This window comes from Pseudomonas sp. KB_15, assembly GCF_052114525.1.
In the GTDB taxonomy this organism is placed as follows: Bacteria; Pseudomonadota; Gammaproteobacteria; order Pseudomonadales; family Pseudomonadaceae; genus Aquipseudomonas.
In genome coordinates, this window is record NZ_JBFREX010000019.1 from 1 (window position 1) to 14,372 (window position 14,372).

12 protein-coding genes are annotated in these 14,372 nt (G+C 61.3%); 4 read left to right on the forward strand and 8 right to left on the reverse strand.

The features are described 5' to 3' along the window. Positions 1-484 precede the first annotated feature (484 nt). Positions 485-1,453 (reverse strand): LysR family transcriptional regulator, encoded by a 969-nt coding sequence (locus tag AB4Z35_RS16870; RefSeq protein WP_007972623.1) that lies wholly within the window; start codon positions 1,451-1,453, stop codon positions 485-487. 331 nt (positions 1,454-1,784) lie between these two features. Here AB4Z35_RS16870 and AB4Z35_RS16875 point away from each other — a divergent pair, with 331 nt between their 5' ends. The 4 genes from AB4Z35_RS16875 to AB4Z35_RS16890 all read left to right on the forward strand — a co-directional run bounded on the left by AB4Z35_RS16875 (position 1,785) and on the right by AB4Z35_RS16890 (position 6,693). Next, positions 1,785-3,284 (forward strand): efflux transporter outer membrane subunit, encoded by a 1,500-nt coding sequence (locus AB4Z35_RS16875; protein ID WP_442098219.1) that lies wholly within the window; start codon positions 1,785-1,787, stop codon positions 3,282-3,284. A gap of 138 nt (positions 3,285-3,422) precedes the next feature. Beyond that, the gene (locus AB4Z35_RS16880) at positions 3,423-5,615 is read left to right on the forward strand and encodes an FUSC family protein (RefSeq protein ID WP_442098220.1); all 2,193 of its coding nucleotides are present in this window, start codon (positions 3,423-3,425) and stop codon (positions 5,613-5,615) included. Beyond that, positions 5,605-5,805 carry a DUF1656 domain-containing protein gene (locus AB4Z35_RS16885; protein WP_442098221.1) on the forward strand — a complete coding sequence of 67 codons (201 nt, stop codon included), beginning with the start codon at positions 5,605-5,607 and terminating at the stop codon, positions 5,803-5,805. The genes AB4Z35_RS16880 and AB4Z35_RS16885 overlap by 11 nt, the downstream gene beginning before the upstream one ends. Positions 5,806-5,829: 24 nt before the next feature. Then, positions 5,830-6,693, forward strand: coding sequence for an efflux RND transporter periplasmic adaptor subunit (locus tag AB4Z35_RS16890; protein WP_442098222.1), 864 nt, complete (start codon positions 5,830-5,832; stop codon positions 6,691-6,693). 195 nt (positions 6,694-6,888) lie between these two features. Here the strand turns inward: AB4Z35_RS16890 and AB4Z35_RS16895 are convergent, their stop codons facing one another. The 7 genes from AB4Z35_RS16895 to AB4Z35_RS16925 form a co-directional block, all read right to left on the reverse strand. Then, entirely contained in the window at positions 6,889-7,278 is a 390-nt protein-coding gene (locus tag AB4Z35_RS16895) for a DUF4440 domain-containing protein (protein WP_442098223.1), read from the reverse strand. Positions 7,279-7,425: 147 nt separating this feature from the next. After that, positions 7,426-8,250: an SDR family oxidoreductase gene (locus AB4Z35_RS16900; protein ID WP_442098225.1), complete on the reverse strand. Its 825-nt coding sequence runs from the start codon at positions 8,248-8,250 to the stop codon at positions 7,426-7,428. A 33-nt stretch (positions 8,251-8,283) separates the two neighbouring features. Next, the gene (locus tag AB4Z35_RS16905; protein ID WP_007998302.1) at positions 8,284-8,748 is read right to left on the reverse strand and encodes a hypothetical protein; all 465 of its coding nucleotides are present in this window, start codon (positions 8,746-8,748) and stop codon (positions 8,284-8,286) included. Between the two features lie 295 nt (positions 8,749-9,043). After that, on the reverse strand, positions 9,044-10,495 hold the full coding sequence (locus tag AB4Z35_RS16910) for a mannose-1-phosphate guanylyltransferase/mannose-6-phosphate isomerase (RefSeq protein WP_007998306.1): 1,452 nt from the start codon (positions 10,493-10,495) through the stop codon (positions 9,044-9,046). A gap of 235 nt (positions 10,496-10,730) precedes the next feature. After that, entirely contained in the window at positions 10,731-11,393 is a 663-nt protein-coding gene (locus AB4Z35_RS16915) for an alginate O-acetyltransferase AlgF (RefSeq protein ID WP_442098226.1), read from the reverse strand. A gap of 14 nt (positions 11,394-11,407) precedes the next feature. Beyond that, positions 11,408-12,583 carry an alginate O-acetyltransferase gene (locus AB4Z35_RS16920; RefSeq protein ID WP_442098227.1) on the reverse strand — a complete coding sequence of 392 codons (1,176 nt, stop codon included), beginning with the start codon at positions 12,581-12,583 and terminating at the stop codon, positions 11,408-11,410. An 11-nt stretch (positions 12,584-12,594) separates the two neighbouring features. Next, on the reverse strand, positions 12,595-14,160 hold the full coding sequence (locus AB4Z35_RS16925) for an MBOAT family O-acyltransferase (protein ID WP_442098228.1): 1,566 nt from the start codon (positions 14,158-14,160) through the stop codon (positions 12,595-12,597). Positions 14,161-14,372 lie beyond the last annotated feature (212 nt).

Consider the following 14,372-nt stretch of genomic DNA (forward strand, 5'->3'; position numbering starts at 1 on the left):
TTTACAAGCGCCTAAAAAAAGTAAGCAAAAAAACGCTCGCCCCTTACGTACGGCCCCTCGCTTAGGCTCGGGGTTCCTTCGCTCCGGCATTCATCCGGGGGCATCGCCTCCGGTCGGCTTCGCTCGACCTCCTCTCGATGTGTTCGGCTGCGCCGAACGGCGCTACGCGCCCACCCCCGGTTGAACGCCTCCACTCAGCCTGCCGAGGGGGCGGGTGGATCAAGATCAAGAGCTGCAGGCGAGCTAACGCTCGGCCTGATGAGTGGTGAAGAGCGAAGGTGTACGCCGACCCATTGTAGGAGCGAGCCTGCTCGCGATGGCGGCCTGCCAGCCGACCAATTTCTGGCAGATTTATGCAAATCCAATTGTGGGAGCGAGCTTGCTCGCGAAAGCGGTGTATCTGCTCACAGTGATGTTGAAGGTGAGAGCGCCATCGCGAGCAAGCTCGCTCCCACAAAGGATCAATCTGTGAACTGAGAGATTTTCAGTTCGCCACCCGAACCCCGCCCAGGCTCCCGCTCAATTCATACGCCGCCAACTCCGCCTGATGAGCCGCCAGCAATTCCGGCAACGATCCGCGCAAGTACTCGACCCAGGTCTTGATCTTCGCATCCAGGTACTGGCGCGAAGGGTAGATCGCATACAGGTTCAGTTCCTGCGAGCGGTATTTGGGCATCACCCTCACTAAGGTGCCATTGCGCAGGCCTTCTATCGCGGCGTACAGCGGCAGGACACCAACGCCCATGCCACTGATGATCGCGGATTTCATCGCGTCGGCAGAGTTCACCAGAAACGGCGAGCTGTTGATGGTGACCATTTCCTGGCCATCAGGGCCGTCGAACGCCCATTTTTCCAGCGGAATCACCGGGCTGACCAGGCGCAGGCAGGCGTGGTTGAGCAGGTCGCTGGGTTTTTGTGCGCAGCCGTTGGCTTTGACGTAGGCCGGCGAGGCGCAAACGATGCTGTAGGTGATGCCCAGGCGCTGGGAGACGAAGCCCGAGTCCGGCAGTTCGCGGGCGAGGACGATGGACACGTCGTAGCCTTCGTCGAGCAGGTCCGGCACGCGGTTGGCCATGGTCAGGTCGAAGGTCACGTCCGGGTGCGTCTTGCGGTAGCGGGCGATGGCGTCGATCACGAAGTGCTGGCCGATGCCGGTCATGGTGTGCACTTTCAGTTGCCCGGCCGGGCGTGCGTGGGCGTCGCTGGCCTCGGCTTCGGCTTCTTCGACGTAGGCCAGGATCTGTTCGCAGCGCAACAGGTAGCGCTTGCCGGCTTCGGTCAGGGCGATGCGACGGGTCGTTCGGTTGAGCAGGCGGGTTTGCAGGTGGGCTTCCAGGTTGGAGACCGCGCGCGAAACGTTGGCCGTGGTGGTGTCCAGTTGCACGGCGGCGGCGGTGAAGCTGCCGGCCTCGGCCACGTAACTGAAGGCGCGCATGTTTTGCAAAGTGTCCATGGGGTGCTCTCGGGTGCGATGGCAAATTGTGACACGAAGTTTCGGGGGCGGTGACCCCTACCTACGGATTATCTCGTTAACGGTAACAAAGATTCACAGGAATCCCAGCTTATCGCCCTTCTGGCTGCCCCATAGAATTGCGCAACTTGGGCAACCGGGGCTCGACCCACCGCATAACCTGTGGGAGCGGGCTTGCTCGCGAAGAGGGAATCACATTCAACAGAGATGTTGACTGACAGACCGCTTTCGCGAGCAAGCCCGCTCCCACAAAAGCGGATCTCCGGTTTCCAGAAAATCTCATGCCTTCCCCCTATTTCAGGAAATCGCAGCAGTGCCGCGTCGCATCAGCAGAGCGCTTCAGCCGCTCAGTGTTTTGGCTTTAACCCTGGCAATCAGCGGCTGCATCGGAACCGGAGGTATTGCCCCGCAGGACAAGGCGCTGGAGGCCAATTCACTGGCCACCGACGAAGCGATCCAGAGCGCCGCGCATGATGCGCACTGGCCCACCGCGCAATGGTGGCAAGCCTATGGCGACCCGCAGCTGAATCGCTGGATCGACCTCGCCCTGCAAGGCAGCCCGACCCTGGCCATGGCCGCCGCCCGGGTGCGTCAGGCCAGGTCCATGGCCGGCGTGGCCGAAGCAGCCGAGTCGCTGCAGATCAATGGTGATGCCACCCTCAAGCGCCACAACTGGCCCACCGACCAGTTCTACGGGCCGGGTGAGTTGGCCAACTCCACGACCTGGGACAACAACGCCGCGCTGGGTTTCAGTTATGCCCTCGACCTCTGGGGCCGCGAAAGCAATGCCACCGAGCGTGCGGTGGACATGGCACACATGACGGTCGCCGAAGCGCGTCAGGCCCAGCTCGAATTGCAGGACAACATCGTGCGTGTCTACATCGAGTTGTCGTTGCATTACGCCCAGCGGGACATCGTCGAAGCGACCTTGAAGCAGCAACAGCAGATTCTCGAGCTGGCGCAGAAGCGCCTGAACGGTGGCATCGGCACCCATTTCGAAGTCAGCCAGGCCGAGACGCCGCTGCCGGAAACCCATCGCCAGATCGATGCCCTCGACGAAGAAATCGCCTTGAGCCGCAATCAGCTCGCGGCCCTCGCCGGTAAGGGCCCGGGGGAAGGCGCACAGTTGCAGCGGCCAACGCTGTCGCTGGGTGCGCCACTGAAACTGCCGTCTTCGCTGCCGGCGCAATTGCTCGGTCAACGCCCGGACGTGGTCGCCAGTCGCTGGCAAGTGGCGGCGCAGGCGCGGGGTATCGAGGTTGCCCATGCCGGTTTCTACCCGAACGTCGATCTGGTCGGCAGCCTCGGCTACATGGCCACCGGCGGCGGGGCCCTGGAGTTCCTGACCGGCAAGAAACTCAACTACAGCGTAGGTCCGGCAATTTCGTTGCCGATCTTCGATGGCGGACGTTTGCGCTCGGAACTGGGTGAAGCCTCGGCCGGCTATGACATCGCCGTGGCCAAGTACAACCAGACCCTGGTCAACGCCCTGAAAAACATCTCCGACCAGTTGATCCGCCGCGAGTCCATGGACAAGCAACAGGCGTTCGCCGCCGAGTCGGTGGCCACCGCGCAGAAGACCTACGACATCGCGATGATCGCCTACCAGCGTGGCCTGACCGACTACCTCAACGTGCTCAACGCCCAGACCTTGCTGTTCAAGCAGCAGCAAGTGCAGCAGCAGGTACAGGCGGCGCGTTTGAGCGCCCATGCCGAACTGGTGACGGCGTTGGGCGGTGGCCTCGGTGCCGGCAACGACGTGCCGAAAGACAGCCAGACCCAGGCGCCGAAAACCCCGAGTCTTTTGCGTTGAACACAACACCTGTGGGAGCAGGCTTGCTCGCGATGAGGGCGTGTCAGTCAGCAATCATGTCGCCTGACACACCGCTATCGCGAGCAAGCTCGCTCCCACAGGTTCCGGTTTTCACTGGAATTTATTGAGCAGGATTTGATGACTCCCTTGCCCGCACCCTTGCGCTGGCTGTACTCCCTTGAATGGCGCCGGGGTTTCTTCGACTGGGCACGCAGCGATGGCGTGACCTGGGTCTACATTTTCAAGGTGTTGTTCGCGGCATTCCTGACGCTATGGCTGGCCATGCGCCTGGAGCTGCCGCAACCACGCACGGCGATGATCACCGTGTTCATTGTCATGCAACCGCAAAGCGGCCAGGTGTTCGCCAAGAGTTTCTATCGTTTTCTCGGCACCTTGGCCGGGTCGTCGGTGATGGTCGCGTTGATTGCGCTGTTTGCACAAAACACTGAACTGTTCCTCGGTTCGCTGGCGATCTGGGTCGGTATCTGCACCGCCGGTGCCGCCCGCTGCCGCAACTTTCGCGCCTACGGTTTCGTACTCGCCGGATACACCGCAGCGATGGTCGGCTTGCCCGCGCTGGCTCATCCGGATGGTGCGTTCATGGCCGCGGTCTGGCGGGTGCTGGAAATCTCGTTGGGCATTCTTTGCTCGACACTGATCAGTGCCGCCATCCTCCCGCAATCGGCCAGCGCGGCGATGCGCAATGCGTTGTATCAGCGCTTTGGCGTGTTCGCCTTGTTCGTCACCGACGGTTTGCGCGGCCGCAGTCAGCGAGAGGCGTTCGAGGCCGGCAACGTGCGTTTCATCGCTGAAGCGGTGGGCCTGGAAGGCTTGCGCAGCGTCACGGTTTTTGAAGACCCGCACATGCGTCGGCGCAATGGCCGGCTCAGTCGCTTGAACAGCGAGTTCATGAGCATCACCACGCGCTTCAACGCCTTGCATCAATTGCTCGAACGCTTGCGCAGCAGCGCGGCGGACCAGGTGGTGGCGGCGATCAAGCCGGGCTTGCAGGACCTCGCCGAGTTGCTCGACGGCTTCAGCGGTCGAGCCCTGACCAGCGCCGATGCGGCGCGTCTGGTCGCGGTGCTTACCGCCTACAAGGAAGGTCTGCCGGCGCGGGTGCGCAGTCTTCGGGCGACGTTCCAGCAGAGCAATCCGGGCGATGCCGAGCAACTGGATTTCCACACCGCGTACGAGCTGCTCTATCGCTTCGTCGACGACCTGCACGGTTATGCGCAGACCCACGCGTCCCTGGCCGATCACAGTCACGAACGGGAGCGCTGGGACGAGCCGTACACCCCGCAAACCAACTGGCTGGCCGCTGCGGCGTCGGGCATTCGTGCGTCATTCATTCTGGTGGTGCTGGGCAGCTATTGGGTGGCCACGGCCTGGCCGAGCGGGGCGACCATGACCTTGATTGCCGCCGCTACCGTTGGCCTGGCCGCGGCGACACCGAACCCGAAACGCATGGCATTCCAGATGGCTTGCGGGACGCTGCTCGGGGCATTGATCGGCTTCGTCGAGATGTTCTTCATCTATCCGTGGATCGACGGTTTCCCATTGCTGTGCATGGTGTTGGCCCCGGTGATCGTGCTCGGTTCGTTCCTCAGTTCACGGCCACAATACGCCGGGGTTGGCCTGGGGCTGCTGATCTTCTTCAGCACCGGTTCGGTGCCGGACAACCTTACGGTCTACAACCCCTACACCTTCATCAACGACTACATCGCGATGGTGATGGGCATGCTGGTGTGCGCAGCGGCCGGGGCGATCATTCTGCCGCCCAACAGTCGCTGGCTGTGGCGCCGGCTGGAGCAGGATTTGCGCGGTCAGGTGGTGTACGCCATCAGCGGCAAGCTCAAGGGGCTGGCGTCGGGTTTCGAAAGCCGTACCCGCGATCTGGTGCACCAGGCCTACGGCTTTGCGGCGGGTCAACCGCAAGTGCAGCGGGACTTGTTGCGCTGGATGTTCGTGGTGCTGGAAGTAGGCCACGCGATCATCGAGTTGCGCAAGGAACAGGCGATTCTGCCGGTTCATCCGGCCTATGCCGAATCCCGGCCGTGGCGCCAGGCGATCCGGGTGATGGGACGCGCACTGGTGCGGTTGTTCCTGCAACCGAACAGCAGCAACCTCGAACGCGCACTGATCGCCGTCGATCACGCGATCAGCCGTGTGCAGTCCACCGACGAACCCTTCGCCCCGCATTTCGATACCTCGGCGTTGCGCCGGGTGAAGAGCTACCTGCACTTCATCCGCACCTCTCTGCTCGATCCGCAATCACCGCTCGCCGCCTTCGTAAGCAGCCAGCCCCAAGGACTTGAACATGCCTCGTGAAATCGCCTTCCACGGCGTGTACATGCCGACCATGACCCTGATGTTTTTCATTGCGGCTCTGCTTGCCTGGGCGCTGGACCGGTTCCTGTCCGGGTTCGACCTGTACCGCTTCTTCTGGCACCCGGCGTTACTGCGCCTGAGTCTGTTTGCCTGTCTGTTCGGCGCCATGGCGCTGACTGTCTACCGTTGACTCTCTATCACTGAGAATGCCCCGATGAAAAAGTTTTTCAGCCTGCTCGCGACCTTGCTGGTGCTGGCCCTCGCGCTGTGGATCGGCCGCTCCTTGTGGGAGCACTACATGAACACGCCGTGGACCCGTGACGGTCGCGTGCGGGCCGACATCATCAACGTCGCCGCCGACGTCACCGGCGAAGTGGTGGACGTGCCGGTGCGCGACAACCAACTGGTGAAGAAGGGCGATTTGCTGATGCGGATCGACCCCGAGCACTACCGCCTGGCGGTGAAACAGGCACAAAGCCTGGTTGCCTCGCGCAAGGCGACGTGGGAGATGCGCAAGGTCAACGCCCATCGTCGTGCCGATATGGACAACCTGGTGATCTCCAGGGAAAACCGCGACGACGCCAGCAACCTCGCTGACTCTGCCCTGGCCGATTACCAGCAGGCCCAGGCGCAACTGGAAGCCGCCGAACTCAACCTCAAACGCACTGAAGTCCGTGCGGCGGTGGACGGTTATGTGACCAACCTCAACGTGCATCGTGGCGACTACGCGCGCATCGGCGAGGCGAAAATGGCCGTGGTCGACATGAACTCGTTCTGGGTCTACGGCTTCTTCGAAGAAACCAAACTGCCCCATGTGCGCGTCGGCGATAAGGCCGACATGCAACTGATGAGCGGTGAAGTGCTCAAGGGGCACGTGGAAAGTATCTCGCGCGGCATCTACGACCGCGACAACCCGGAGAGCCGCGAATTGATCGCCGACGTCAACCCGACCTTCAACTGGGTGCGCCTGGCGCAGCGGGTGCCGGTGCGCATTCACATCGATGAAGTGCCGGAGGGTGTGGTGTTGGCGGCCGGGATTACTTGTACGGTGGTGGTGAAGCAGGATAGTGGGGCATAGCCGGTAGACCGAGTCGTCTGCTTCGCGAGCAAGTCGGATCGCCGCACCGCCGCTCCCACATTTTGGAATGCATCCCCCTGTAGGAGCGAGCCTGCTCGCGATGAACCAGAGCGCGCCGCGTGTATTCAGAATGCACGCGTTATCGTTGACGTCCATCGCGAGCAGGCTCGCTMCTACAGTTGATCGTCGTCGTGTTCAGCAGAAGGTCTCTTGCAGATGCCGCCAAAGAATTCTGCCTTCCACCTTCTCGAACACCACGGTTGAGCGACGATCCGAGTGCAGTCCGGTCGCATCGGTCTGTTGCTCGCGGTAACTCACGATCGCGCCGCCGTCGTACAACGCAATACCACGCAACTCGCTGAGCTCGATCCGGAACCCGAGCTTCTTGCCGCCCGCCAACGTGAACAACTCGTTCAGCGCGTCAAAATCCAGCACCCGACCGAGCGGCGAGATCATGGAAAACCGCGGCGAAAAACGGGTGAGCAGTTTTTCGAGTTCGGATACGTCCTGTTCTTCGGCCAGCCATTGTTCGATGGCCACGTGGGCCTGGATCACTTCGTCGAAGTACTCGGTGTAGTCGGTCATCAACTCATTCCTGAAATTTGCAGTGTCTGTTCCGGCGCCATCGCGAGCAGGCTCGCTCCCACAGGGTTCTGCTGGATGGCATAAATAGCATTCACACCAAAAATCCTTGTGGGAGCGAGCTTGCTCGCGATTGCAGGCGAYGCGGTGTCAGAGCTGCCCACGCAACCCGAACCGCCTCATCAGCCCGGATTCGAGCAAACCCTTGGGCAACAAACTTGCCATCAGCGGCAACGCACGGCTGCCATTGCCCAGGCGTATCAATCGTGGCGGTTTGGCTTGCTGCACGGCCTTGAGCAATCCGGCGGCAAACTCACTGGCCGGGGTCGGTTTGTCCTGGGAAGCCTTGGCCCGGGCGCGAATGCCTTCACGCAGCGGAAACCACGGCGATTGCTCGCTGATCAATTGCTCGGCTTCGTGCCCGGCATTCTTGGCAAAACTGGAAGCGATGGCCCCCGGCTGGACTTCCATGACCCGCACGCCGAACGGCGCCAGTTCCATGCGCAAGGCATCGCTCAAGGCATGCACGGCGGCTTTTGAAGCGCAGTAGGCACCCGCAAAAGGCGTGACCAACACCCCGGAAACGCTGCCGATATTCACCACCATCCCTTTGGCCCGACGCAGCACCGGGAAAAAGGCGCGGGTGACGCCGACGATGGCGAACACGTTGGTTTCGAACTGGCGTTGCATGGCCGGTACACCACCATCAAGCAGTGGCCCCATGGCGCCATATCCTGCGTTGTTGATCAGCACATCGAGGCCGCCGGTTTGTTGGTTGATTCGCTCGCTCAAGGCTTCGAGCGCAGCTGCGTCGTTCACATCCAGTTGCACGGCGGTGAACCCCGCGGCGGTGAGTGCCGCGACATCGTCCGGCTTGCGCGCACTGGCCCAGACTTCATAGCCGGCACCCTTGAACGCATCGGCAAGGGCGCGGCCAATGCCGCTGGAACAACCGGTAATCAACGCGACGGGCATGGCGCATTCCTTGTGCAAAAAATGGAGGAGGGATCAGTCGGAAAAACTACCCTGCAATCGCTCGGCGCGAAACTCCAGGGTTTCCGGACGGTAGCCAGGGCGCAGTGGTGGCAGCGGCAAGCAATCTTCCCAGTTGCCACCGGCCTGCAATTCGCCGGGGCCACGATAGCGCGGGGCGGTGTATTGATTGTCGGCCAGGTTCACCGTATCGCCCGGCGCATAGGCCGCGACCCGCCAGCGCAGCTCGGTCAGCGGCACGTCATTGCCATTGTTCAGGGTCAACTGCAGTGGCCGGTCGGCGGGACACTGCTGCGGCGCGTAACTGATGCGCAACTCCAGGCGTTGCAGCTGCTTCAGTTCGCGGTGGTCCATCCAGATAACCCAGGTGGCGACGATGCCCAGCCCCACGGCAGCGGCCATGGAAACGGGCAAGGCCTTGGCCGGATAGCGCAACAACAGGATCAGCCAGGTGATGACCAGCAGGACGCCGATGAACATGACGCGCAAACCTCGGGAACAGAGAAGAGCATCCTACCTAAGCGTAGGTGCGATTGGCGATGGGAGAGATTTCCGCGATGACTGTGGGGGCCCCTTCGCGGGCAAGCCCGCTCGCACAGGTTTTTTGGTTGTTCACGAATGTTGCATTCCACCCGGTCCTCTGTGGGAGCGGGCTTGCCTGCGAAGAGGCCAGTCGAGGCACTACAAAAAACTCAGTACAAAAAAAAGCCCGCGAACCACCCACTGCGGATAGGGAACGCAGCGGGTGGCTCGCGGGCTTAGGATTTACAGATGCTTACTGCGCGATTGTCTTCACCGCAACCCCACGCTCAACCGGCGTAGACCGACCATAGATATCTTCAAACCGCTCGATATCGTCCTCACCCAGATAGCTCCCCGACTGCACCTCAATGATCTCCAACGGAATCTTCCCCGGGTTACGCAGGCGATGCACCGAAGCAATCGGAATGTAGGTCGACTGGTTCTCGGTCAGCAGGAACACGTTTTCATCGCAAGTCACCTCGGCGGTGCCGCTGACCACGATCCAGTGCTCGGCGCGGTGGTGGTGCATCTGCAGCGACAGGCATGCGCCCGGTTTGACCGAGATGTGCTTGACCTGGAAGCGGCCGCCCATGTCCACCGAGTCGTAGGAGCCCCACGGACGGTAGACCTCGCAGTGGTTCTGGGTTTCGCTGCGGCCCTGTTCGTTGAGGGTGTTGACCATCTGTTTCACGCCTTGGACCTTGTCCTTGTGGGCGATCATCATGGCGTCCTTGGTTTCGACCACGACGATGTTTTCCAGGCCGATCACCGACACCAGCTTGCCGTTGCCGTGGATCATGCAGTTTTTGCTGTCCTGGATCACCACGTCGCCCTTGGTGACGTTGCCGTTGGCGTCTTTTGCATTCACTTCCCACAGCGACGACCAGCAGCCGACATCGCTCCAGCCGGCGGTCAGCGGCACGACGCAGGCGCGTTGGGTTTTTTCCATCACCGAGTAGTCGATGGAATTGTCCGGGCAGCAGGCGAAGGTGGCTTCGTCGAAGGTGATGGTATCGGCATCCTGCTTGCTGCGTTCCAGAGTCAGCAGGCAGGTGTCGTAGATGTCCGGATCGTGCTTTTTCAACTCTTCCAGGAAGCGGCTGGCGCGGAACAGGAACATGCCGCTGTTCCAGAAGTAACCACCGGACTGGACGAACTCGGTGGCGCGCTTCACGTCGGGTTTTTCGACGAAGTGCGAGACGCGGCTGACGCCTTCCGGCAGCAGCGAGTCGTTGGTCGACTTGATGTAGCCATAACCGGTTTCCGGCTTGGTGGCCGGTACGCCGAACAGCACCATTTCACCGTTTTCGGCGGCGACGGTGGCCAGGGCCAGCGCGCGTTGAAGGGCTTTCTGGTCTTCCAGGACGTGGTCGGCCGGCAGTACCAGCATCAGTTCATCGCGACCTTCGTTGACCAGCATCATCGCAGTCAGGGCCACGGCCGGCGCGGTGTTGCGACCGAACGGTTCCATCAGGATGCGTTGGGTTTCCAGTTTGCGCGCGGCCAACTGCTCGTTGACGATGAAACGGTGGTCCTTGTTGCAGACCACGATGGGCGTGTCCATACCTTCGAACACCAAGCGTTCCAGGGTTTGCTGGAAGAGAGTGTGTTCGCCGGTCAGGGCCAGGAACTGCTTAGGGAACTGTTTACGGGAAAGCGGCCAAAGACGTGAGCCACTACCACCTGACAAGATCACCGGAATCATGTTGTTACTCCTTTAATATCGATTGGTTAGAGCTACTGCGTTCTGTCGTTTCACTCTTGTTTTTGTTTCGTAGCCAGATCGGGTCACCTGTAGCAGCTGCCGAGCCTGCGAGGCTGCGTTCGGCGGCGGAGCCGTCGTCAATCCAGACAAGAAGGCGCCTGGATTGACGACTGCTGCGCAGCCGGACGCAGGCTTCGCCAGCTGCTACAGGGGCATCATCGACCTGACGAATTCATCAGCGCGTCGATACCGGGCGTTTCACCCAGACCGGCGACAGGCTGCTGCCGCTGCCGCTGCCGGTGACGTACAGCACTGCGGCTTCACCGCGTTCCAGGGCGACCGGTTTCACGTCGCCGACTTTGGTGGCGCCGTCATAGAGGGCCAGGCTGACTTTCACCGGGTTGATTTCACGCTCGCCGCGACCCTTGGGCGCAACGTTCGGGACCACGTCGGTCTTGCCGTCGGCGGTCTTCAGGGTCAGCGCCTTGTCGCTCAGGTTTTGCACGCGTACCAGGGACTTCTGCTTGTTCTTGAACGGCGGCTCCTCGATCAGTTGCGGTGCGCCGCTGGCGTTGTTGACCAGGGTGTAATAGTGGTCGCCGGCCAGTTTCACCGGCAGGGACTGGCTACCGACCTTGGCGCTGTAGTCGCCGCCCGGCATGAAGCTGAAGTCACTGCTGGACAGTGGCGCGACATCGCTCAGGTTGGTGCTGCCAACGGTGGCGCTGACTTCGGCGTTGCTGGCGTTGTAGATACGCACGAAGGTCGAGCCTTTCGGTGCGGTCGGGCCGTACAGGGCGGCGTCGCCAGCGGCGAAAGCCTGCACCGACATCACGCTGAGGCCGGCAACCAGGGCAAAGCGTTTAGCGAGACGACGCGGAGTTGTAGTGAAAGTCATGGTGTACCTCTCTTTCAGTTTTGCGCCCGGTCGGGCGTCTCGGATTTGTTGTTGATGGCTACGTTTTGTTGGCGCGCGCCGGCTTGTTTAAGCTCTGCGACCCACTGCGGGTCGGCGTCGCCGATTTCGTTGTTCACAGGCAGATATCGTTCAGGGAACTCCCAGATCAGCACCTGTGGCGGGCTGTTCTTGAAGGCGTCGCTTTTGAGGTAACTGAGCATCGGCAGAATCGGGCCGTGGCCGTCTTCGGCGTAATTGACCACGTCGCTGTGCAGCGCTTGCTTGAGCGCACCGACGAAGTTCCAGTTGGGGTTGGCGCTGTAACTGGTGCCGATCAGGGCCACCGGCACTTCGGTGTTGGCGAACAGGGCGTCGTCACCGGCCGGCTGGTCGTCCGCCGCCACGGTGTTGCGCTTTTGCAGTGGCTCTTGCGCCGGCATCAGGTTTTCGAACAGTGGGTCGAGCGGCAGGAACAACTGCAGATCACCCTTGTGTGTCACGGTTTCCGCAGGTTCAGTCACAAAGCGCTGCGGCTCGCCGCTCAGCGGGTACTTGTCGGCGATGGTTTTGGCCAGGCGGTCGGCGGCAATCTCGGCGCCTTCCGGGGTCCAGTGGGTGTCGGTGCGCAGGAACACTTGCTGGCCGTTCTGTTTGGCCTGTTGCAGCGGGCCGAGCAGGTCCGGGGCCGGAATCCGGTCGGCGGCCAGGCGCTGGTGGAAGTCCTTGTAGAGGTTGGCATGGATGCTCGCCGGTTTCACTTCACCCAAGTGCTCCGGGTACAGGCGCACCTTGGCCGGGACCACCGCCATCACCAGTTGCACGCCTTTTTCTTTCAGGGTCTGGCGCACGCCTTCGACCAGCGCGTAGTTACCTTGCAGGTTCAGTTCTTCGTTGACCACCGGATGGAACTCTTCATCGCTGTACAACCACTGGTCGCGACCGAGCACTACACCCGGACGACCTTCGTTGAACAGTTTGAAATCCAGTGCGGCCCAAAGATTGGTGCCCAGGCGCTTGATCGGAAACTCGTCGTCGTAGTGGGTTTCCACGGCCTTGGTCCAGCGGCCGTTGAGTACCGTCGCATCGGCGTTGGTGCTGAAGCCGAAGAAGCTGCGCACCGACCACAGACCGAGCACCAGCAGGGTCACCAGGAACAGCGCGATGTAGAAGATACGTAATGAGCGGGTCATGGTCAGATCCCTCAGAACTGGAAGTAAAGGAACGGCGAGAAGCTTTGCGCCGAGAGTTTGAGAATCGAGGCGATGAACAACAGCAGCACCAGTGCACGCATCACGTAGCGCGACCAGTCAGCAGTCCAATAAGCTGGTTGCACCTGGGCTTCGACGCCGACGGTGTAGCCAGGCTGATGGATGCTCGCCGGGTTATCCCCAGGCACGGCCTTGATCGTTCCGGTTGTCGCGGCGGCCGGGCCGTCGGCGTCGACGTTCACTGCAGGCTTGGTCTTGACCGGAGGCTGATTGGTGTAGAAGTCGCGCAGGCCGAAGAACGCCAGGGTCACGTAAGCCACGATCAGGGTCGCCACTTGCAGGCCGGTGAGGCTGGCCTGGTTGAGTTCCGACAGCGACCAGTCGCCGAAGCTGAACATCGCGCCGTACATGCGACCGGCGACGTGCAGGTTTTCCGCGCGGAAGATCACCCAGCCCATCACCACCAGCAGGAAGGTCATTACCCAGCGGATCGGGTTGAAGCTGCGTGGCGAGGTGTTCAGGCCGATGGCTTTTTCAATCGCCAGCCACATGCCGTGCCACGCACCCCAGACGATGTAGGTGATGTTCGCGCCGTGCCACAGACCACCGAGCAGCATGGTCAGGAACAGGTTGCGATAGGTCATCAGCGTGCCTTTGCGATTGCCGCCCAGCGTGATGTACAGATAGTCACGCAGCCAGGTCGACAGGCTGATGTGCCAGCGCCGCCAGAACTCGGTGATCGACTGGCTGACATACGGCTGCTTGAAGTTTTCCATGAAGCGGAAACCCATCATCAGGCCCAGGCCGATGGCCATGTCGCTGTACCCGGAGAAGTCGAAATACAGCTGCGCGGTATAGGCCAGCGCACCAAGCCAGGCATCGCCCGTGGTCGGGTTTTGCAGGGCGAAGCAATGGTCGGCCACCACCGCGAGGGTGTCGGCGATGAAGACTTTTTTGATGAAGCCCTGCATGAACCGCGTGCAGCCCTCGGAGAATTTGTCGAGGGTGTGGGTGCGATTGTTGAACTGGTCGGCCAGGTCGCGAAAACGCAACACGGGACCGGCGATCAAGTGCGGGAAGATCGCCACGAACGCCGCGAAGTCGATCAGGTTGCGGGTCGCCGGAGTGTCGCCACGGTAGACGTCGATGATGTAGCTGATGGACTCGAAGATGTAGAACGAGATCCCGATCGGCAGCAGCACGTGGGTCAGGATGAATGGTTCCAGGCCCACTGACGTCATCATTGCGTTGATGCTGTCGACGCCGAAGTTGGCGTACTTGAAGTAGCCGAGGATGCACAGGTCGACAGCCACGCCGAGCAGCAGCCAGCGCTGCGCCGGTTTGGTCTTGACCCCGGCGGCACCGACTTTCAGGCCGATCCAGTAGTTCCACAGCGTGACGCCGGCGAACAGCGCGAGGAAGTCCACACGCCACCAGGCGTAGAACACGTAACTGGCAATCAGCAGCAGCAAATTGCGATAGCGTTGCCCGCTCAGGTAGTACAAGCCGAGAAAGATCGGCAAGAACAAAAACAGGAACACGTTGGACGAAAAAACCATCCCGATCTCTCCTTGTTTGAACCAACAGTCAAGGGCCAACGGCCCCCCCAAACCCCCCACCGAAAACCGGGGGGCATCACACAAAAAACTCACACCTGACATCGACCCTGTAGGAGCGAGCCTGCTCGCGATTGCGGTCTGACATTCAGCATCGATGTCGACTGACACTCCGTCATCGCGAGCAGGCTCGCTCCTACAGGGGGATCTGTGTT

Bases quoted from the DNA above. Each gene is read 5' to 3' on its own strand.
- AB4Z35_RS16870 (WP_007972623.1), bottom strand. From the start codon at position 1,453: ATGGACACTTTGCAAAACATGCGCGCCTTCAGTTACGTGGCCGAGGCC.
- AB4Z35_RS16880 (WP_442098220.1), top strand. From the start codon at position 3,423: ATGACTCCCTTGCCCGCACCCTTGCGCTGGCTGTACTCCCTTGAATGG.
- AB4Z35_RS16885 (WP_442098221.1), top strand. From the start codon at position 5,605: ATGCCTCGTGAAATCGCCTTCCACGGCGTGTACATGCCGACCATGACC.
- AB4Z35_RS16890 (WP_442098222.1), top strand. From the start codon at position 5,830: ATGAAAAAGTTTTTCAGCCTGCTCGCGACCTTGCTGGTGCTGGCCCTC.
- AB4Z35_RS16895 (WP_442098223.1), bottom strand. From the start codon at position 7,278: ATGACCGACTACACCGAGTACTTCGACGAAGTGATCCAGGCCCACGTG.
- AB4Z35_RS16900 (WP_442098225.1), bottom strand. From the start codon at position 8,250: ATGCCCGTCGCGTTGATTACCGGTTGTTCCAGCGGCATTGGCCGCGCC.
- AB4Z35_RS16905 (WP_007998302.1), bottom strand. From the start codon at position 8,748: ATGTTCATCGGCGTCCTGCTGGTCATCACCTGGCTGATCCTGTTGTTG.
- AB4Z35_RS16910 (WP_007998306.1), bottom strand. From the start codon at position 10,495: ATGATTCCGGTGATCTTGTCAGGTGGTAGTGGCTCACGTCTTTGGCCG.
- AB4Z35_RS16915 (WP_442098226.1), bottom strand. From the start codon at position 11,393: ATGACTTTCACTACAACTCCGCGTCGTCTCGCTAAACGCTTTGCCCTG.
- AB4Z35_RS16920 (WP_442098227.1), bottom strand. From the start codon at position 12,583: ATGACCCGCTCATTACGTATCTTCTACATCGCGCTGTTCCTGGTGACC.
- AB4Z35_RS16925 (WP_442098228.1), bottom strand. From the start codon at position 14,160: ATGGTTTTTTCGTCCAACGTGTTCCTGTTTTTGTTCTTGCCGATCTTT.